Here is a 20996-nt window from a genome sequence, read left to right as displayed (position 1 = left end):
TTGTACTGTAAATGTATTAATTACATTTATTTTTCAACTGTATACATTTATTGCCGTGATAAACGACCTAATTCAGGCTTAAATTCTTCATTACTACGCCATGGGTTTATATCAAGCCCTCCACGGCGAGTATAGCGTGCGTAAACACTTAATTTTTCAGGTTTACACAATTGCATAATATCAGTGAAAATGCGTTCAACGCATTGTTCATGAAATTCATTATGATGGCGAAATGAAACTAAATAACGTAATAAGGCTTCGCGATCAATTTTGGGCCCACGATAGTGGATCTGCACAGAGCCCCAGTCAGGTTGATTGGTAATTAAGCAGTTTGATTTTAATAAATGGCTCACTAACGTTTCGTCGACAATCTGTTGCTGAGTACAATTCGCCAAATAGTCTCGATTAAACTCATAATTATCAATATCAATTTCTTGCTCATCAATACATTCGCCAAGTAATGGCTGGATAGGTTGATGAGAAAAATGGGCTAATTTATGAAGTGTAACGCTTACTTGGCCATTAGCACAGTGGCTTAAATCATTTTGCAAAGCGCTTCGCACATTTTCCCAAGTTTCAAAACGTGTTTGGTTAAAACTGTTTAGATAAAGCTTAAAACTTTTTGATTCAATTAAATTTTCGCTATTAGTATCAACACTAACCGAACCTATTGCTACCTGAGGAACCCCACGCTGATTTAGCCATGAAAGCTCATACATTGTCCAAATATCGGCACCGTGAAACGGAAGTGCTTTAGCATGAATAGCTAAAGGGTCACGATTTAAACTACGAGGGACGGCTTGCAATAATGTGGCATCATACTGGTCATGGTAAGCCGTTTTCTTCCCAAGTGTTAAATTATTAAGTGCGGGATTATTTTGGTAGTGTGACATAGGGGTCCTTATACTTCATAAACTTAAAATGAGGCTAACAGGTAAAAATTGGGATATTTTCTTCATTTGCAAACTTCTGTCATAATACCATTTATCTACCACATTGACGCCTTTCTCTTTAAATAGGCTACAGAAAACACATAACTATGAATACATCACACTCTGTCGCACTACAAAATTTTACGCAGAAATATATTTCGCAATGGCACCAACAAACGGGTTTGCCTCCTGCTTCAACAGACTTATATGGTGTTCCATCTCCATGTATTGTCCGTACAGGTGAAAACTGGGTTTATTGGGAACCTCAGCCATTTCCAATAAAGGATGCGAGCTTAGACAAAGTCGCGGCAGCATTGGAGATAAATTTGCAAGGTGATATCCATGCTTTTTATACGACACAGCTTGCTGGTGATATGAAAGCCACATTTCGTGATATTACGCTGAGTTTAGTGCAGGTATGGAATGAAGATGACTTCATCCGTTTGCAAGAAAATTTAATTGGTCATTTAGTTACTCAGAAGCGTTTAAAGCTATCACCCACGCTGTTTATTGCGACTTTAGAATCAGAGATTGAAATGATTTCAATGTGTAATCTCACGGGAGAAATTATATTAGAAAAATTTGGTAGTCAGCAAAGGCGTGTACTTTCTTCGAATTTAACAAATTTTCTCGATGAACTCGTGGTTGTCATTGAACCTCAGGGGTAAGTGTTTTTAAGTGGGTTTGTGTAAGTAAATGCCTACAATTGAGCTAAGTCATTTCTTAAAAAATGTTCTTTATATTGTAATGATAATTATTTAACTTTTAATTTCATGGCGTTACTATCTGGTTTGTGATTTGTATGTGTTTTCACTATGTTATTGTTTATTTTGCTAGGTTGTTTCATTAATACATTTAATGCATTCTTATCTCGCTGGACAGGGTAAACTCGTTTAGCTTTTTATACCTTACTGCTTAGTGTAAGGTGTGAAAATTGTTTAAAACAAGGCGATGGAACGCGACTAGGTGACGGATCTATAAATTTGTTTTAATCAACAGGATGTTGAGTGACGGGAAGTCATTTGCAGGATGCGTAAATTTTAAAGTATGAGCCAGTCAGCTTCGGTTGACTGGCTTTTTTAGTTATGCGTTTATTGCAGTAGAGTGGTGAAAAAAGTATCAAAGATACGTTAATTGATTAAAAATCAATGCTCTGCTTTAATCGAATTTTCGGTTAACGAGGCAATAATATCTTGGGTCATGGTATCGCGAAGTGCTTCTCGGCGGCGAAATTCAGCACGACGCTGGCTTTTCACTGACTCTATATCTCGTACAGGTTCTTGAATAGGTAATTGGAACCAACCATCAGGTGTTTTCGTCGCACTACATTCTTGCCAAAACGTATCGTAGCTTGATTTCAAATGCTGGCTCTTAATATGGCACTGGTTTGAAATCCCTAATATTGATTTTACCTGAAAGAAGGTTGCTACTGCATAAACCGCGGACATTAATAGGTTTTTGGGCCTCATTCCGTGCATTTGCTTAGTTATCAACCTAACTTGGTCGACACTTTGTTCAGTGGAAGGGCCTTGCAAAGAGCACACGTACAATTGTCCTTCTGGGCCAAAGGAAAAACTCATTAAATAAATATCGTCACCCGTTTCATTTCTCAAGTGTAAAGTGAGGTCACCTTCCCGAGGATATTGAGAATAAATCAACGTTAACTGAGCAAATTCCCCTGATTTTAATTCAATGTTTGCCACAAGAAGCCCTTTGCGCTTTGTACAGAACATTGTATCAATAGCTTCGGGTGTAAATGTGTTTTCAATTAAATTGAGCGTATAGCTGGCAGTTAATAATTTTTGTTTTCCATTCCAGCTTTTATGTAGGTACTTATTGATTGGGCGCTCAATGAAGTGAGGAACGCCTTCAATAACTGAAGAAAACTGAGCGCTACGGTAGTTTTGACACATAAATTGATACTGCTGATATTGTGACGAAGGTAGCTTTGAAATGCGTATTTTTCTTTTTAATTCAAAATACTTAGAGTTTAAGGCTTTCCAAACTTTACTTTCCTTGCGCCACTGTTTTAGTCGTCCCATAAATAAACCATTTTGTTGTTAATTATTTTGTAAGTTCTAAATTGATAAAACATTTAATTTTACATGTGTTATCTGCAACGAAATATAAACAAATCTTATTAAGTGAGTTGTCAGATTGATGGTGGTGATAATAACTATAGATAAGAAAAATGAATAAACTTGTATTTACTCATTTTTAACCCCATTTATTCGACAGAATTGTGATAGAAAATACCGTATATTTGCCATTGTCATCACTAAATGAGTTTAAGTATGAATATTGAACAACGTATCATTGAGAAACTTCGTCACTTAGAAGAGGAAATGAAATTAAAATCTCTTTGGGGGGAACAACCGCCTTTGCCAGATGCTTTTAACAGTGTAGAGCCTTTTTGTATAGACACGATGGAGGCGATAGAGTGGTTACAGTGGATTTTGATCCCCCGCCTGCAAATGTTAATTGAGCAAGGGGCTACGCTGCCAACTAATTTTGCGGTTGCTCCTTATTTTGAAGAAGCTTATAAACATGATGAAGAAGAACAATACACGCTAATTATTAATTATTTGCGTGAATTAGATGGATTTTTCTCAACGAAGACCCGTGGGTAATTTATTGATGTTGGAAATTATTTATCACGACGAGTATATGGTCGCAGTGAATAAGCCCGCGGGGATGCTAGTGCATCGCAGTTGGCTAGACAGTAAAGAAACCGTCTTTGTGATGCAAACATTACGGGACCAAATTGGCCAGTATGTTTATCCCATTCATCGTCTCGATAGGCCAACATCAGGTATATTGCTTTTTGCATTATCGAGTGAGGTTGCAAGGCTGTTATCGGCTCAATTTGAAAACCATCAGTTAGAAAAAGTGTATCACGCTGTTGTTCGTGGTTATTTAACCGAAGAGCAAACCATCGATTATCCGCTATTAGAAGAGTTAGATAAAATTGCGGATAAACATGCATCACGTGAGCCTGTTTTGCAGGAGTGTGTTACCCACTGTAAACCGATAGCGACAGTTGAATGTCCCATTGGGATTGGGCGGTATGAAACATCAAGATATAGTTTAGTTGAATTAAAACCTGAAACTGGCCGTAAACATCAATTGAGAAGGCATATGTCTCACCTTCGTCACCCTATTATTGGTGATAGCAAGCATGGAGACTTACGCCAAAATAGAGGTGTGAATACGCATTTTTCAGTGTCTCGCCTGATGCTACATGCCAGCTTATTAAATTTAAACCACCCAATAACAAAAGAAAATATATCGTTGGTTGCCACATGGGATACACAATGGTTGTCATTAATTGAGCAATTTGGATGGTCAGGCAGAGTTGAAAAACTAGGGATAAACGTTATTAACTCATCAAGTTAACGATAAAATAGAGGGAAAGTTATGTCAAAAATAGGCATTTTTGTTGGAACTGTCTACGGTAACTCTTTAGCTGTTGCAGAAACAGCACAAGAAATTTTAGAGCAGCAAGGGCATGAAGTGGTTGTTTTTGATGAGCCCACCTTGAACGATTGGCAACTTTATAATTCAGGTAATGAAATTGCACTTATTGTTACCTCATCGACAGGGCAAGGGGATTTACCGGACACCATCGCTCCGTTATATAGTGAAATCAAAGATGTTGTCGGTTATCAACCTGATTTACGTTATGGCCTAATTGCTTTAGGTGATAGCAGTTATGAAAGTTTTTGTGGGGCTGGTATTCGTTTTGATGAGCTGTTATCTGAACAATCAGCGACCCGTATTGGTGATATTTTATTTATTGATGCAATTGAGGTGGATGTTCCAGAGGAGTTTGCTAAGCCTTGGGTTGAAGCGTGGGCGGGGCTGCTCTAAATGTCTGCACCGTAGTATTACCTATATTAATGATAAATATTGGCAGTGCTACGGCGCAGTAAATTAATCATTTCACCTGTAAATTATTTACGGGTTAATTTTTCTAGATCCGCTTCAATTTCTGCGATCTTATTTGAAACCACGTGTTCAAGATGGCGTAAGTCATCAAGAATTTTGTGTTTTAAATCAATATCAGTTTGATCTGTTTGGCAAATTTGGTCTAGTTCTTCGATGGCATAACGCAGGTTAGTGTTAATTTCATTAATTTCTTTGAAATTATTATTACCGTCAGCAATAGTTTTACGCTGGCGTGGATATTTGAATTTTACACTTTTAGCAAAAAACTCACCTTTATCTTTGCGAAAATAAATTTTTAAAATGTCATTATTCGCTTCTTGGCGCAAGGTGTAGCGGTCGATGTCTTGAGGGTTACTGATGCCTAAACTTTTCAAATTATCGTACATGTTAGCTCGCTTTACTGTAGAGACAGAGTCGGTGAACAAAGTGATAGTGTGAGCAGGCCGTAACAATATCGGTCTATTTCTCGTTAATAAGTTATCTATCCCATTCGTTTGGGTGATAGATAGAATGATGTTATTACACAAACAGCATCATTATAATGAAAAATAAAATAATACAGTTTTATTATAGGTAAACGGCAAAAGCCACGGACATATTATGCGCGATTTGTAGAAATTGACAAACTTCTCTTTGCAATTAATGCGCTAATATTAAAAGGTAACACTGATATGGCCACCCGAGTTGCATACGGGGGTATGCGATTCGGGATAGCTTTGGTTTTTTAACCTAATTACAGTGGCTCACTATAAAGCTTATTATAAAAACCAGTAATAGGTTTGGCATGAAGTTTTAAACGTTTAATTACTCATCAATCGTTCTTAATAATTCATTAATGCCTACTTTACCGCGGGTTTTCTCATCGACTTTCTTGACAATGACGGCGCAATACAGGCTATAACGACCATCTTTTGATGGCAAATTACCTGAAACAACCACGGAACCTGCAGGGACTCGGCCGTAATGAATTTCACCTGTTTCACGGTCATAGATTTTGGTGCTTTGTCCTAAATAAACACCCATTGAAATGACGGAGCCTTCTTCAACAATCACCCCTTCGACCACTTCAGAACGAGCTCCAATAAAGCAATTGTCTTCAATAATCGTTGGGTTGGCTTGTAATGGCTCTAGTACACCACCGATCCCTACGCCACCAGATAAATGCACGTTTTTACCAATCTGGGCACAGGAGCCAACGGTTGCCCATGTATCTACCATTGTACCTTCATCGACGTAAGCACCAATATTGACATATGACGGCATTAATACGCTATTTTTAGCGATATAAGCACCTTTACGAACCGCGGCAGGAGGAACAACTCGGAAACCTTCTTTCTCGAAGCGAGCTTGGTCATAATCTGCGAATTTCATTGGGACTTTATCGAAATAACGGCTTTCTGCACCGTCAATGACTTGGTTATCTTGAATGCGAAATGATAACAAAACTGCTTTTTTCAGCCATTGATGGGTAACCCAAACACCGGCAATTTTTTCAGCGACACGCAATTTTCCGCTGTCGAGTAATGCAATGGTATCTAACACGGCTTGTTTTACCGAACTTGATACGGTATTTGGTGTGATATTAGCTCGTTCTTCGAACGCTTGTTCAATGATCGCTTGTAAATGCTGCATTGATTGTATTTTCCTCTTGAATGATATAAAAGTGAACGTTCACCATGAAAATGTGATGAACGCTATATTTTATCCTTCGATTTTAGGGCTTCTGTCAACCTTTCTGATAACTCTTGTTGCATATTTTTAGTCAACGCTTTGTGTTCCTTATCAGCTAAAACAAAGAAATCTTCCACTTTTTCGCCAATTGTGGTGATGCGTGCGCCATACAGAGAAATTTCCATTTGAGCAAAAATATGACCGATGCGAGCCAATAAACCCGGTTGATCCAAGGCAAATAGCTCCATATAAGTGCGACGTTCGTTAGTGGAATGTAGGAAATTAACTTTTGTTGGCACAGTAAAGTGACGTAACTTTGACGGCAGAGTACGTGGCTTAGGCAGTGAAATTTCAGGTTGCTGAACGGCTAATAACAACATTTTTCGGATATGGTCGTATCTGTCTTTGGATAGAGGGCTACCGTTAGGTTCCAGTACGACGAAGGTATCCATGGCCATATTGTCTTTGTTGGTGAAGATTTGAGCACTGTGAATGCTTAAATTTCTGCGATCCAATTCGCCAGCGACAGCTGCAAATAAATGGGGTTTATCATGGCACCAAATAAAAATTTCTGTTCCGCCATGTTTAGGCTGCGTGCTAATTAACACTAAAGGCTGGCTCAAGTTATGGGCTAGTAAGTGTTTAGCATGCCATGCTAATTGGGATGGGGTATGACGTAAAAAATAATCCGCATGGCAGCGAGACCATAAGCTTTGCAGTTTTTCTTCATCAATTGATGATTGGCGCAATAATGATAAAGCTTGATAACGGTGATGACGAATGCGTTCGCGTAAGTCAGGGGTACTTTGCATGCCTTGATTTAATTGGTGTTCTGTTGATAAAAATAGCTCACGAATTAAACTTTGTTTCCAGCTATTCCACAGCGTGCTATTTGTGGCACAAATATCCGCAACCGTTAAACACATCAAGTAGTTAAGCCGTGAAACGGTTTTAACTTCTCCTGCAAATTGCTTGATTATATCAGGGTCTTGAATATCACGTCGTTGAGCTGTCACTGACATTAATAAGTGATTTTTTACCAACCAGGAAGCTAATTCAGCTTCTTTGACAGAAAAATCATGCAGTAAGGCGAAATCATAAACAAACTCAGAGCCGAGATCAGAGTGATCCCCTGAGCGGCCTTTAGCAATATCGTGGAAAATCGCAGCTAATCGTAAAAGTTCGGGTTGTAATAATTTGGGGTAAACACTGACACAAAGTGGATGGTCACGACGATTTTCTTCTAATGTAAAGCTATCAATTTTTTGCAGCACGCGAATAGTGTGTTCATCAACGGTATATGCATGAAATAGGTCGAATTGCATTTGCCCGACGATATTGCCCCATAGCGGTGTGTAGGCACTTAATACACTATGAAGGTGCATGGGAACAAAAGCCCCTTTGATTGCTCTGGGGTGGCGTAGAATTTTGATAAACAGTTTTCGGGCTTCAGGGATTTCGCATAATGGCACCGAAAGGTTACGCCGTGCATAACGAAGCTGACGCAATGTGGTGGAATAGATCCCTGTAATATTTGGATATCTAGCCATTTGATAAAACATTTTTAAAATAGCAGCTGGCTGCTTAATAAATAACTCTTCATCAATGACATCAATCAATGACCCGCGTAATTGGAATAATGAATCAATAGGGCGAGGTTTTTCGTTAGGATTAAGTGTCAAAATGGCCTCATCAAATAGCTGTAATAGCATTTGATTGAGTTCCCTCACTCGACGAGTGACGCGATAGAAATCTTTCATCATCCGTTCAACGGGTTGGTTCTTTTCGCCTTCATAACCCAGTAACCGAGCTACGCTAAATTGGCGGTCAAATAGCAGGCGATTATCATGGCGTTTCACCACTAAATGGAGTGCAAAGCGAATTTTCCATAAAAATATTAAGCACTCTTTGAGTTCTTGGCGCTCTTCTTCAGTGAGAAAGCCAAAACCCACCATTTCATCGACGGTGGTTGCACCAAAATGGCGCCGGCCGACCCACAGTAAGGTATGGATATCTCGCAATCCTCCAGGGCTACTTTTAATATCGGGCTCTAAATTGTAGCTGGTACTATGGTAGCGTTGATGACGTTCTTGTTGTTCTTCAATTTTTGCAGCAAAAAAGAGGGCAGAGGGCCAAAAGTCATCGCTAAAAATGGTTTTTTGTAATTGTAAAAACAGGGTGACATCACCACAAATTAACCGTGATTCAATGAGGTTAGTTGCGGTGGTTAGGTCGGCATTTCCAGCTTCAATACATTCAGCAAACGAACGGACACTGTGGCCGATATCAAACCGTAAATCCCACAATAGCGTGATAAATTGCCCAATTTCGCTGGCGACGCGTTCTGGAAGGGGGTTTTTACTTAAAACTAAAATATCGATGTCAGAAAGTGGATGAAGTTCATGGCGACCATAACCCCCAACGGCGATCAATGACATATCGGGTTGCTTATCAAATTTAAAAGATTGCCATAATCTTGTCAGCAATGCGTCAAGGTAATCACTACGTAAGTGAATAAGGTCGGCAACATTTTTACCTTGGTTGAAAGCCTCTTCCAACCACTGATCGAAATCATCGACATGTTGTCTTAATGAATTCAACTCAAGGTCATGAGTACTAAATTGATTCGGAGATAGGTAGGAAGCTGAATTTACAGTCATCTTTATCTTTCCGTATTGATAGCAATAGGGGAATAGCTACCAGCTTACGGTTTTTTGATAAAAATGAACAGAGGTAGAGCCTTCGATTAAGAAGGCTCTAAGGAGAAGATTATTCGTTGACTAATACGGCAGAGATAAATGGTTCTTCTTCTTTACGTAGAGTGAGGATTTCACAGCCGTTATCCGTTACGACTAATGTGTGCTCATATTGTGCTGACCAACCGCGGTCTTTGGTTTTAACTGTCCAGCCATCTTTCATGGTACGAATGCGGTGATCACCTGTGTTGACCATTGGCTCAATGGTAAAAGTCATCCCTTTTTGCAGGACTACGCCACTGTCATCAGCGTCATAGTGCAGAACTTGTGGCTCTTCATGGAAACCTTGCCCAATGCCGTGGCCGCAATATTCACGCACAACCGAGAAATCTTGTTTTTCGACAAATTCTTGAATAGCTTTACCCAGAGTACGTAAGCGAATACCCGGTTTAACCATACGGATTGCTAGATACAAGCTGTCTAAAGTGACTTGGCAAAGGCGTTCACCTTGAATCGTCGGTTTACCTACGATAAACATTTTGGAGGTATCGCCATGGAAACCCTCTTTAATGACGGTGACATCAATATTGACAATATCGCCATCTTTTAAAATCTTATCGTCGCTAGGAATGCCGTGGCAGATAACATCATTGACAGAAATACAAACAGATTTAGGAAAACCGTGGTAATCCAAGCATGCAGGGATAGCTTTCTGCACATCAACAATATGTTGATGACATAGGCGGTCTAATTCACCTGTACTAACACCCGGCACAACGTGCGGTGCAATCATTTCTAATACTTCAGCTGCTAAGCGACCAGCAACGCGCATTTTCTGAATATCTTCTTCAGTTTTGATAATAATAGCCATGAGTCCAGTCCATTCATGCCATTAGTGCTTAATGACATGTTAAATAAGAGGGTTTGAAAATGGAGGTTGAATACCATTTTTTACATCGATAAGACGTATGGTAACAGCCACCGCATTTTCTGCCAACTAGCTAACGATAGATTCGAAAGTTGAAGTTGTTTGTAGGATAGGTGATGAGAGGGGATTGGCTTGTTCATTTTGAGCCTTGCGTAGCACAAAATGCAAATAACTAACCGCAAGAGAGATATAAGAAGTATGTGAAACAATAAAAACCATTCTTTAAATAGGGCTTTTTTATCTAATCAAAAAGCGTCTATAATTATAAAGTGCGATTGCTCCGATTAAATCAACTTCACTGCCATTTTTGTGAGCGAAAAAAACAACAAAAGTTGGCTTCTAAGTTGGTTTTATGGTATAAAGCGCGCCGGCAATCCATATTATTTCTTATCACCATCATCGAAATGTCATTTTATGGCATCAATATGAAGTGGCTAATGAAAAGTTTGGATGTGCGAAACTTAAAACTCAATTGTGTAATAACACACACAAATCGACACGTGCACCGGGGTGCTCTTATGCGTTTAAACGCAGCTTTGGAGTCGGTAGCATGGGATTTGTGGAGGCATAACCCCAATTACTTAAATACAGAGGTATTAAATGGCAACTGTTTCCATGCGCGATATGTTACAAGCAGGCGTACACTTTGGTCACCAGACTCGTTACTGGAACCCAAAAATGAAACCTTTCATTTTCGGTGCGCGTAACAAAGTTCATATCATCAACCTGGAAAAAACTGTTCCAATGTTCAACGAAGCTCTGGCTGAGTTGACTAAAATTGCTTCTCGTAAAGGCAAGATTCTGTTTGTCGGTACTAAACGTGCTGCAAGCGAAGCCGTTCAAGAAGCTGCTAACAGCTGTGATCAGTATTTCGTTAACCACCGTTGGTTAGGCGGAATGTTGACTAACTGGAAAACCGTTCGTCAGTCAATCAAACGTCTGAAAGATTTAGAAGTTCAATCACAAGACGGTACTTTCGACAAACTGACTAAGAAAGAAGCGCTGATGCGTACTCGTGAACTTGGTAAGTTAGAAAACAGCTTAGGCGGTATCAAAGATATGGGCGGTTTACCTGACGCTCTGTTCGTTATCGATGCAGACCACGAACACATCGCTATTAAAGAAGCAAACAACTTGGGTATCCCAGTATTTGCTATTGTTGATACTAACTCTGATCCAGACGGTATCGACTTCATTATCCCTGGTAACGATGATGCAATCCGTGCAATCAAACTGTATCTGGGCGCTGTAGCAAGCACCGTTCGTGAAGGTCGTTCACAAGATCTGGCTGTTCAAGCAGAAGAAAGCTTAGTAGAAGCTGAATAATAAGGTTTAAACCCTTATTTAGGTATTGCTATACAGGTACTGCTATATGTTAGAAGGGGCCTGATTTAGGCCCCTTTTATATATGAATCAGAACTATCCACGTGGGGAAAATTCCCACGGGGAATATCGAGGAATAAATCACATGTCTGGAATTACCGCTGCATTGGTAAAAGAACTGCGCGAACGTACTGGCGCAGGTATGATGGAATGTAAAAAAGCACTTGTTGAAGCTAATGGCGACATCGAATTAGCGATTGATAACATGCGTAAATCAGGTCAAGCAAAAGCGGCTAAAAAAGCAGGTCGCGTTGCAGCTGAAGGTGTTATCCTGACTGAAGTTTTCAACGGTGGTAAAACAGGTGCTCTGGTTGAGCTGAACTGCGAAACTGACTTCGTTGCTAAAGACGCAGGTTTCTTAGCATTCGGTAAAGAAGTTTTAGCTTCTGTTGTTGCTGACAAAAATGCAGACATCGATGCACTGAAAGCAAAATTCGAAGAAGCTCGTACAACATTAGTTGCGAAAATTGGTGAAAACATCAATATTCGTCGCGTTGCTATTCTGGAAGGCGCACAAGTAGGTAGCTACTTGCACGGTGCTCGTATTGGTGTTTTAGTTGCGGCTGAAGGCGCTGACGAAGAATTACTGAAACACATTGCTATGCACATCGCTGCAAGCAAACCTGAATATGTGACTCCAGATGATGTTCCTGCTGATGTTGTTGCTCACGAGCATCAAATCCAGTTAGACATCGCTATGCAATCTGGTAAACCACGCGAAATCGCAGAAAAAATGGTTATCGGTCGCATGAACAAATTCACTGGCGAAATCTCTCTGACTGGCCAGCCTTTCGTAATGGACCCAAGCAAATCTGTTGGTGACTTACTGAAAGAGAAAGGTGCTACTGTTTCTGGTTTCCTTCGTTTCGAAGTAGGTGAAGGTATCGAGAAAGTTGAAACTGACTTTGCAGCAGAAGTTGCTGCAATGAGCAAGTAATCAACTAAGGGCCGCCAATTGGCGGCTCTGTTTTATATACGTCTATTTAAAAATTTAGGTATGTAGAAAACTGTGATTCTACGTATGTTACCCCAATAAATATCTGTTAGGACAGAACACCATGGCAACCAATGCAAAACCCGTTTATCAGCGTATTCTGCTTAAATTAAGTGGCGAAGCCTTACAAGGCGCAGAAGGTTTTGGTATCGATGCTAGCGTTTTAGATCGTATGGCTCAGGAAATCAAAGAACTCATAGAACTGGGTATACAGGTCGGTGTGGTTATTGGCGGTGGTAACCTGTTTCGTGGTGCTGGTTTGGCACAAGCTGGAATGAACCGTGTTGTCGGAGACCACATGGGGATGCTAGCAACTGTGATGAACGGACTCGCGATGCGTGATGCATTACATCGCGCCTATGTGAATGCAAGACTGATGTCTGCAATTCCACTTAACGGTGTCTGTGATAACTATAGCTGGGCAGAGGCCATTAGCTTGTTACGTCACGGCCGTGTTGTTATTTTTTCTGCAGGAACAGGCAATCCATTCTTTACAACAGACTCCGCTGCATGCTTACGTGGCATTGAAATTGAAGCGGATGTTGTGTTGAAGGCGACAAAAGTTGATGGTGTGTATTCAGCAGACCCGGCTAAAGACCCTGATGCAGTCCTTTATGAAAATCTGAGTTACCAAGAAGTTTTAGAACGTGAACTCAAAGTGATGGACTTAGCTGCGTTCACATTAGCACGTGACCATAACTTACCGATCCGCGTATTCAATATGAATAAACCGGGCGCTTTACGACGCGTGGTTATGGGTGAAAATGAAGGAACTCTGATTTCTCACAATTAATACTCAGAGACATGACCTGAGTTTAAATGTATTATCTAGCATATAAATTCAGACTATTTAAGCGAGGTCGCATCGCGGCCTTTAATAACCAGTTCTTAAGGGTTGAAAACGTGATTAATGAAATCCAAAAAGATGCTCAAGACCGTATGGAAAAGAGCCTTGAAGCATTCAAAAACCAAATTAGTAAAGTTCGTACAGGCCGTGCATCGCCAAGCCTGTTAGATGGTATTACTGTTGAATATTACGGTTCAGCAACACCTCTGCGCCAATTAGCAAACGTCACTGTTGAAGATTCACGCACATTAGCGATTTCTGTATTTGACCGCAGTATGTCACCTGCGATTGAAAAAGCGATTATGGCGTCTGACTTAGGTCTGAACCCATCATCTGCGGGTACCGTGATCCGTGTTCCACTTCCTCCATTAACGGAAGAGCGTCGTAAAGACTTAATTAAAGTGGTTCGTGGTGAAGCAGAACAAGGCCGTATTGCTGTTCGTAACGTTCGCCGTGATGCTAACGATAAAGTAAAAGCTTTACTGAAAGATAAAGAAATCAGTGAAGATGATGAGCGCCGTTCACAGGATGATATCCAAAAGCTGACTGATAACTTCATCAAAAAAGTTGATGAGTCATTAGCGCAAAAAGAAGCGGAGCTGATGGAGTTTTAATCCATCATGATAATAAAGCCACCAAAGCAAACAACTGTAAAAGTGTGCGCTAGCGTGGCTTTATTATTTTCATATCTATTAATAAATCCTTTCCAATCATTAAGCTGATATAATCTCAGTATTGAATTAATACAGAGCAACCAATCACTATGAAACGTCTGACAATCCTGGGTTCTACAGGTTCAATTGGTACCAATACACTTTCTGTTGTTCGCCAAAATCCCGAAAAATTTCAAATTACCGCTTTAGTGGCAGGAAAGAATGTCACTGAAATGGCGAAACAGTGCCTTGAGTTTAATCCGAAATATGTCTCAATGGCGGATGAATCATCAGCAAAAGCGTTAAAAGCTATTTTGACCGAGAACAATTGCAAAACTGAGGTTTTGTCAGGAAAACAAGCTGCGATTGACCTTGCTGGTCTTGATGATGCAGACCAAGTGATGTCAGCAATTACCGGGGTTGCCGGTTTACTTCCTACTCTAGCGGCAATACGCAAAGGTAAAAGAATATTATTAGCGAATAAAGAGTCTTTAATTACCAGTGGCCGTTTATTCTTTAATGAGATTCGCAAGCACAATGCAACTGTGTTTCCTATTGATAGTGAGCATAATGCTATCTTCCAAAGTTTACCTGAAATTATTCAATTAAATTTAGGTTTCTCTGATTTGTCTGCCTCGGGTATTTCGAGCATCGTATTAACAGGTTCAGGTGGCCCATTTAGGGATACACCGTTATCGCATTTTGATAATGTGACCCCTGATGAAGCGTGTAACCACCCAAATTGGTCGATGGGACGAAAAATATCAGTAGATTCTGCGACAATGATGAACAAAGGTCTAGAATATATTGAGGCTTGCTACTTTTTTAATGCGAGTGCTGAGCAAATGGAAGTGATTATCCATCCTCAATCTGTTATTCATTCCATGGTTCGGTATAAAGATGGTAGCGTGATAGCTCAGTTGGGCACGCCAGATATGCGTACACCAATTTCATACAGTATGGCTTATCCCCAGCGTATCATGTCTGGTGCGAAACCGCTTGATTTTGCAACTCTTTCATCATTAACGTTTGTTCAGCCTGACTATCAACGTTATCCTTGCTTGAAGCTCGCAATCGATGCCTGTCATCAAGGGCAAGCCGCTACAACTGCACTTAATGGTGCGAATGAAATGACCGTTGCTGCTTTTCTTGAAGGTAAAATACGCTTTACGGATATAGCAAAAATTAACCACAATGTATTAGAAAACCAAGTTTTTTCTGAACCAGTTTCGATTGAAGAGGTCTTAGAAATCGACGGATGGGCGCGCAAAAATGCAGAAAAAATAATCGCTCAGACAATTTAAAGCTGGTATGTGTTTTATTTAGTTGCTGTCAGCCATAATAACTCTTTAATATGTGACGTGTTAAAAAAAAGAAAAATAACATAGTACCTCTTAGAGATTTAAGGATGTGTCTTATCAGCAAACTCAATAATAGTAGTTATTATTGGTCTGTTTACTCAAAGTGGTACTCACAAGGATTAATATTTAATGAACTCTAGTGGTGAAAATCTCTCTGATTCAATGATACCTAAGCATGTTGCTATCATTATGGATGGTAATGGCCGATGGGCTAAACAAAGAGGGAAGCTCAGAATTACAGGTCATAAGGCAGGTGTTGAATCTGTCCGTAATTCTGTGCGCTTTGCGGTAAAAAATAAAATTAGTTCTCTGACATTGTATGCATTTAGTAGTGAAAACTGGAGAAGGCCAGAGAAAGAAGTCAGTTCTCTAATGGAACTCTTTGTTTTTGCTCTTGATAATGAAGTTAAAAACTTACATAAAAACAATGTGAAACTGAAAATTATTGGTGATGTTAGTCGTTTTAGTGAACGTCTCAGAAAAAGAATTGATAAGGCGGAAGCATTAACGCAAAACAATACTGGACTAAAACTGAATATTGCAGCGAACTATGGTGGCCGCTGGGATATTAGTAACAGTGTAAAACAAGTATTTGCAAAGGTTCAAAGTGGTGAGCTTTCTATTGATGATATCAATGAAGAAAGTATCGACAACCATATTTGTATGCATGACCAAGAGAATGTTGATTTAGTCATAAGAACGGGGGGGGAGCACCGTATTAGCAACTTCCTATTATGGCAAGTCGCCTATGCGGAATTTTATTTCACCAACGTTTTGTGGCCAGATTTTGATGAAATGGTGTTTCAAAGTGCAGTTGATGCTTTTAGTCAGCGTGAGCGCCGTTATGGTGGAGCTGAATCAGATGATGAACTGGGCAAAGAATAGGGGAAAGATGTGCTGAAATATCGTTTGCTTACTGCGATAGTCTTAATACCGATTGTTATTGCAGCGCTGTTTTTACTTTCTCCAGCGAATTTTGGGTTTGTCGTGATTGCGGTTTGTGCTTTAGGCGCTTGGGAATGGGCGCAATTTGTCGGCTGGCACTCACAAGCTAAGCGTATAGGCTTAGCGGTTGTATTTGCAGCTATATTACTTGCAATGCAATTTTCTATTTCCGACATAAATCAGTTTTCCACTGAACCGATGATCCTATATGGCCTATGGGCAGGCCTTATTTGGTGGGGAATTGCCATTATTTTAGTGGTTACCTATCCCGCATCTGCAGCTTGGGGTAACTCCGTCATTATTCGATTGTTATTTGGCGTATTAACGATTATCCCGTTTTATTGTGGAATGATGGTTTTAAGAACCGTTGGTTATCAAAGTGATACATTCTTCGGTGCGTGGTGGTTATTGTATGTCATGTTGCTGGTCTGGGGCGCGGATTCAGGTGCTTATGCATTTGGTCGTACTATTGGGCGCAACAAAATGGCACCTAAGGTATCACCCGGTAAAACATGGGAAGGTTTAGTTGGAGGCCTTATAACTGCTGGGGTTATTTCATGGTTATTTAGTGCCTTTGCGCCAATTCCAGTGATGCCTGATTATTTGCTAGTGACTTCAATTATTGTTGTTGTAGTATCTGTGTTTGGTGATTTAACCGAAAGTATGTTTAAGCGCCAATCAGGTATTAAAGATAGTAGCCACTTAATTCCAGGGCATGGCGGTATTTTGGATCGTATTGATAGCCTGACAGCCGCGATTCCTGTTTTTGCTGGGCTAAATTTGTTAATTTTTAACGGTTTTGGTCTTTAGGAAGATACATGGGATTTATTTGGAGTTTAGTTGCATTTATTATCGCGATAGGCGTGTTAATTACAGTGCATGAGTTCGGCCACTACTGGGTTGCTCGTCGCTGTGGTGTCTATGTTGAACGCTTCTCTATTGGGTTTGGCAAAACGTTATGGCGCAAAGTCGATAAACATGGCACTGAATTTGTTTTAGCGATGATCCCGCTAGGGGGTTATGTCAAAATGCTTGACGAGCGAGTGGGGAGCGTTTCTCCTGAGCGTCGTCATCAAGCGTTTAATAATAAAACAGTAGGTCAACGAGCGGCCATTATTAGTGCGGGGCCAATTGCGAACTTTTTATTAGCAATTGTTGTCTATTGGATAGTCTTTATGATTGGTATTCCTTCTGTGAAACCTATCATTGAAGACGTAAAACCAGGTTCTATTGCGGCAACTGCAAATTTTGAACCAAAAATGGAACTAAAATCCATTGATGGTATCGAAACTCCTGACTGGAATTCAGTTCGCTTAGCATTGGTCGGCAAAATAGGCGACCGCGAGCTGACAGCTCAAGTACTACCAAATGGTTATAATGAACCGATTACAAAAACAGTTGATTTAACGACTTGGCAGCTTGATCCTGAGAAACAAGATCCAATTTTGTCGGTAGGTATAATGCCCGTTTCTGCAAGAATTGACCCTGTTATCCAAAAAGTGACGCAAGGGTTAGCTGGTGAACGAGCAGGCTTACAGAAAGGCGACAGAATAGTCAGTGTTAACGGGGAAGTATTAGGCCTTTGGAACCCTGTAACGCGCATTATTCGTAATAACCCAGGCGTTCCGTTAAAACTTGAAGTACAACGGTCGCAACAATTGATTTCACTCACGCTGACCCCTGATAGCCAAAATGGGCAGCGTGGAGAGAAAATTGGGTTTGCAGGTGTAGAACTTTCAGTGTTACCGTTAGCAGATGAATATAAAATGGTGCAACAATATGGGCCATTTTCTGCGTTTTACCAAGCCAGTGATAAGACGTGGCAGTTAATGAAGTTGACGGTCAATATGATGGGTAAACTGGTTGTTGGGGATGTCAAACTCAATAACTTGAGCGGTCCGATATCTATCGCTAAAGGCGCGGGGGTATCCGCCGAATCAGGCTTGGTATATTATTTGATGTTTATTGCGCTTATTAGCGTCAATTTAGGTATCATCAATCTGTTTCCATTGCCTGTTTTAGATGGGGGGCACTTGCTCTTCTTATTAATTGAAAAAATTAAAGGAAGTCCGGTGTCTGAGCGAGTACAAGACTTTAGTTTTCGGATAGGTGCAATGGCATTGATTCTGTTAATGGGACTTGCACTTTTTAATGATTTCTCTCGCTTCTAATTTTTGTAAGCTGGGGACCAGTAAGGAATACGCATAACAACGATGGCGATGAAAAAGTTGCTCATAGCGTCGCTGCTTTTCGGCAGTGCCACTGCATACGGTTCAGACGGATTCGTAGTTAAAGACATTCGTTTCGAAGGTCTACAACGCGTCGCCGTTGGTGCAGCATTATTGAACATGCCAGTTAGGGTTGGCGATTCAGTTGATAACGATGATATCAGCCGTTCGATCCGTTCCCTATTTTCAACCGGTAACTTCGAAGATGTTAGGGTCCTGCGTGATGGAAACACGCTGATCGTTCAAGTTAAAGAGCGGCCAACGATTGCAAGTATCACCTTTACAGGTAATAAGTCTGTTAAAGATGATATGCTCAAGCAGAACTTGGAAGCTTCGAATATCCGCGTTGGTGAGGCACTTGACCGCACGACAATTGCGAATATCGAAAAAGGTTTAGAAGACTTTTACTATAGCGTTGGTAAATATAATGCAACAGTAAAAGCTGTTGTAACACCTTTGCCGCGTAACCGTGTGGATTTAAAATTTGTTTTCTCTGAAGGTGTTTCAGCTCAAATTCAGCAAATTAATATTGTGGGTAATAAAAATTACACTACAGCAGAATTAGTTAATAAGCTGCAATTGCGTGATGATGTACCTTGGTGGAACCTTGCTGCAGACCAAAAATATCAGAAGCAAAAACTGGCGGGTGATTTAGAAACGCTGCGCAGTTTTTATCTTGATCGTGGATATGCACGTTTTAATATTGACTCCACGCAAGTCAGTCTGACCCCAGATAAAAAAGGCATTTATATTACGATTAACATCACAGAAGGCGACCAGTATAAAATATCTGGCGTCGAGGTTAATGGTAATACTGCGGAACACTTAGCCGAGATCCAAGAGCTTATCACTATCACACCGGGAGAGTTATATAACGGTGCTCAAGTGACGAGCATGGAAAACAAAATCAAAGATATGTTTGGCCGTTATGGTTATGCGTATCCTCGAGTCATGACACAGCCTGAAATCAACGATGCAGATAAAACAGTTAAATTGCATTTAAATATTGATGCAGGTAACCGTTTCTATGTACGTGAAATTCGTTTTCAAGGTAATGACACCAGTAAAGATACCGTTTTACGCCGTGAAATGCGTCAAATGGAAGGTGCATGGCTCGGAAATGACCTTGTTGAGCTAGGTAAAGAACGTTTGAATCGTACTGGTTACTTTGAAACGGTTGATGTTGAAACTCAACGTGTTCCTGGTAGCCCTGACCAAGTTGATGTTATCTACAAGGTTAAAGAGCGTAATACAGGTTCAATGAACTTCGGTATCGGTTTTGGTACTGAAAGTGGTGTAAGTTTCCAAGTTGGGGTTACACAAGATAACTGGCTGGGCACTGGTAATGCGGTTGGTATTAACGCAAGTAAAAATGACTACTCAACTAACGTTGAATTCTCATTTACTGACCCGTATTTCACGGTTAATGGTGTGAGCTTAGGCGGTCGTATTTTCTATAACGACTTTAGTGCGAAAGATGCTGACTTGTCAGGCTATAACAACAAAACGTATGGCCTAGACAGTTTCTTAAGCTTCCCATTCAATGAAAATAACTCTTTCCGTGTCGGTGCGGGTTATGTTCATAACCGACTTTCAGATATGCGTGCTCAAGCTGCTATGTGGGATTACCTTGATTCTATGGGTAAAAATCCACCAGTTACAGAAAATGGACGCAATAAAGAAAGCTTTGATGCGGATGACTTTACGCTCAACTTAGGTTGGACTTATAACTCGTTAAATCGTGGTTTCTTCCCGACATCGGGTAATAAAACAAACGTATCGGCTAAAGTGACAATACCTGGCTCTGATAACGAATACTATAAACTGCGCTTTGATACAGCACAGTATTACCCACTGGATGAAGACGAAAGTTGGGTCGTTCTGGGGCGTGCACAAGCAGGTTATGGCGACGGTATTGGTAGCAAGCAAATGCCATTCTATGAAAACTTCTATGCGGGTGGTTCAAGCACCATTCGTGGTTTCCGTTCGAATAATATCGGTCCAAAAGCGGTTTACCTGAAGAAAGTTAATGGAAAAGATGGTCCAGAGCCTGGAAGCCCATCAAGTGATGCGGTCGGTGGTAATGCGATGTACGCAGCATCATTTGAATTAATCACTCCGACTCCATTTATTGATGAAAAATATTCGAACTCAGTTCGTACATCTTTGTTCGTTGATGCGGGTACGGTATGGGACACTAATTGGAATAGTATTCCAGCAGCTTGGCGTGCAGGTATGCCTGACTATGGTAAGGCATCTAACATTCGAGCTTCTGCGGGTGTGGCTTTACAATGGATGTCCCCACTTGGACCACTGGTCTTCTCCTATGCGCAGCCAATTAAAGACTACGAAGGGGATAAATCAGAACAGTTCCAATTTAATATTGGTAGAACGTGGTAATCTACTACAG

The 20996-nt window shown here is 40.5% G+C and carries 19 protein-coding genes; 13 read left to right on the top strand and 6 right to left on the bottom strand.

Translation table 11 applies throughout. The annotated features are described in order from the left end of the window. Window positions 1–47 precede the first annotated feature (47 nt). The gene (gene queF, locus PR809_RS15495; protein ID WP_206275837.1) at window positions 48–893 is read right to left on the bottom strand and encodes an NADPH-dependent 7-cyano-7-deazaguanine reductase QueF; all 846 of its coding nucleotides are present in this window, start codon (window positions 891–893) and stop codon (window positions 48–50) included. A 146-nt stretch (window positions 894–1039) separates the two neighbouring features. On the opposite strand from queF, the gene syd reads away from it, so the two are divergent. Beyond that, window positions 1040–1600, top strand: coding sequence for a SecY-interacting protein (gene syd / locus PR809_RS15490; RefSeq protein WP_102139944.1), 561 nt, complete (start codon window positions 1040–1042; stop codon window positions 1598–1600). A 477-nt stretch (window positions 1601–2077) separates the two neighbouring features. Here the strand turns inward: syd and PR809_RS15485 are convergent, their stop codons facing one another. Further along, the gene (locus PR809_RS15485; RefSeq protein ID WP_206275838.1) at window positions 2078–2974 is read right to left on the bottom strand and encodes a DUF535 family protein; all 897 of its coding nucleotides are present in this window, start codon (window positions 2972–2974) and stop codon (window positions 2078–2080) included. A gap of 252 nt (window positions 2975–3226) precedes the next feature. On the opposite strand from PR809_RS15485, the gene PR809_RS15480 reads away from it, so the two are divergent. The 3 genes from PR809_RS15480 to PR809_RS15470 are packed head-to-tail and all read left to right on the top strand — an operon-like array spanning window position 3227 to window position 4802. Further along, a complete protein-coding gene (locus PR809_RS15480) occupies window positions 3227–3562 on the top strand; it encodes a YqcC family protein (RefSeq protein WP_102139942.1) in 336 nt (111 codons plus the stop codon). A gap of 7 nt (window positions 3563–3569) precedes the next feature. Then, window positions 3570–4328: a tRNA pseudouridine(65) synthase TruC gene (gene truC, locus PR809_RS15475; RefSeq protein ID WP_206275839.1), complete on the top strand. Its 759-nt coding sequence runs from the start codon at window positions 3570–3572 to the stop codon at window positions 4326–4328. A 21-nt stretch (window positions 4329–4349) separates the two neighbouring features. Beyond that, window positions 4350–4802, top strand: coding sequence for a flavodoxin (locus PR809_RS15470; RefSeq protein WP_102139941.1), 453 nt, complete (start codon window positions 4350–4352; stop codon window positions 4800–4802). A gap of 83 nt (window positions 4803–4885) precedes the next feature. On the opposite strand, the gene PR809_RS15465 is transcribed toward PR809_RS15470, so the two are convergent. The 4 genes from PR809_RS15465 to map form a co-directional block, all read right to left on the bottom strand. After that, on the bottom strand, window positions 4886–5266 hold the full coding sequence (locus tag PR809_RS15465) for a DUF3461 family protein (RefSeq protein ID WP_004908747.1): 381 nt from the start codon (window positions 5264–5266) through the stop codon (window positions 4886–4888). Between the two features lie 418 nt (window positions 5267–5684). Next, complete coding sequence (gene dapD / locus PR809_RS15460) at window positions 5685–6512, bottom strand: 2,3,4,5-tetrahydropyridine-2,6-dicarboxylate N-succinyltransferase (protein ID WP_102139940.1); 828 nt, start codon at window positions 6510–6512, stop codon at window positions 5685–5687. 62 nt (window positions 6513–6574) lie between these two features. Then, window positions 6575–9211: a bifunctional uridylyltransferase/uridylyl-removing protein GlnD gene (gene glnD / locus PR809_RS15455; RefSeq protein WP_206275840.1), complete on the bottom strand. Its 2637-nt coding sequence runs from the start codon at window positions 9209–9211 to the stop codon at window positions 6575–6577. 109 nt (window positions 9212–9320) lie between these two features. Further along, a complete protein-coding gene (map, locus tag PR809_RS15450; RefSeq protein WP_166264459.1) occupies window positions 9321–10118 on the bottom strand; it encodes a type I methionyl aminopeptidase in 798 nt (265 codons plus the stop codon). Window positions 10119–10775: 657 nt separating this feature from the next. Between map and rpsB the strand changes: the two genes are divergently transcribed. The 9 genes from rpsB to bamA all read left to right on the top strand — a co-directional run bounded on the left by rpsB (window position 10776) and on the right by bamA (window position 20986). Next, a complete protein-coding gene (gene rpsB, locus PR809_RS15445; protein WP_102139937.1) occupies window positions 10776–11501 on the top strand; it encodes a 30S ribosomal protein S2 in 726 nt (241 codons plus the stop codon). 142 nt (window positions 11502–11643) lie between these two features. Then, the gene (gene tsf / locus PR809_RS15440; protein WP_004908761.1) at window positions 11644–12495 is read left to right on the top strand and encodes a translation elongation factor Ts; all 852 of its coding nucleotides are present in this window, start codon (window positions 11644–11646) and stop codon (window positions 12493–12495) included. Window positions 12496–12616: 121 nt separating this feature from the next. After that, window positions 12617–13345 (top strand): UMP kinase, encoded by a 729-nt coding sequence (pyrH, locus tag PR809_RS15435; protein WP_004257499.1) that lies wholly within the window; start codon window positions 12617–12619, stop codon window positions 13343–13345. 110 nt (window positions 13346–13455) lie between these two features. Further along, window positions 13456–14013: a ribosome recycling factor gene (gene frr, locus PR809_RS15430; protein ID WP_102139936.1), complete on the top strand. Its 558-nt coding sequence runs from the start codon at window positions 13456–13458 to the stop codon at window positions 14011–14013. 149 nt (window positions 14014–14162) lie between these two features. After that, on the top strand, window positions 14163–15356 hold the full coding sequence (gene ispC / locus PR809_RS15425) for a 1-deoxy-D-xylulose-5-phosphate reductoisomerase (protein ID WP_102139935.1): 1194 nt from the start codon (window positions 14163–14165) through the stop codon (window positions 15354–15356). Window positions 15357–15542: 186 nt separating this feature from the next. Further along, window positions 15543–16298 carry a polyprenyl diphosphate synthase gene (gene uppS / locus PR809_RS15420; RefSeq protein WP_102139934.1) on the top strand — a complete coding sequence of 252 codons (756 nt, stop codon included), beginning with the start codon at window positions 15543–15545 and terminating at the stop codon, window positions 16296–16298. A gap of 9 nt (window positions 16299–16307) precedes the next feature. Continuing rightward, a complete protein-coding gene (gene cdsA / locus PR809_RS15415; protein ID WP_102139933.1) occupies window positions 16308–17168 on the top strand; it encodes a phosphatidate cytidylyltransferase in 861 nt (286 codons plus the stop codon). An 8-nt stretch (window positions 17169–17176) separates the two neighbouring features. Next, complete coding sequence (gene rseP, locus PR809_RS15410) at window positions 17177–18529, top strand: sigma E protease regulator RseP (RefSeq protein ID WP_102139932.1); 1353 nt, start codon at window positions 17177–17179, stop codon at window positions 18527–18529. Window positions 18530–18571: 42 nt separating this feature from the next. Beyond that, a complete protein-coding gene (gene bamA, locus PR809_RS15405; protein WP_102139931.1) occupies window positions 18572–20986 on the top strand; it encodes an outer membrane protein assembly factor BamA in 2415 nt (804 codons plus the stop codon). The last annotated feature ends 10 nt before the right edge of the window (window positions 20987–20996 follow it).

The organism is Providencia sp. PROV201 (genome assembly GCF_028479545.1).
GTDB lineage: Bacteria > Pseudomonadota > Gammaproteobacteria > Enterobacterales > Enterobacteriaceae > Providencia > Providencia huaxiensis.
The sequence above is the reverse complement of the archived record's forward strand: the minus strand, read 5'-3'. Positions and strand labels throughout refer to the sequence as shown.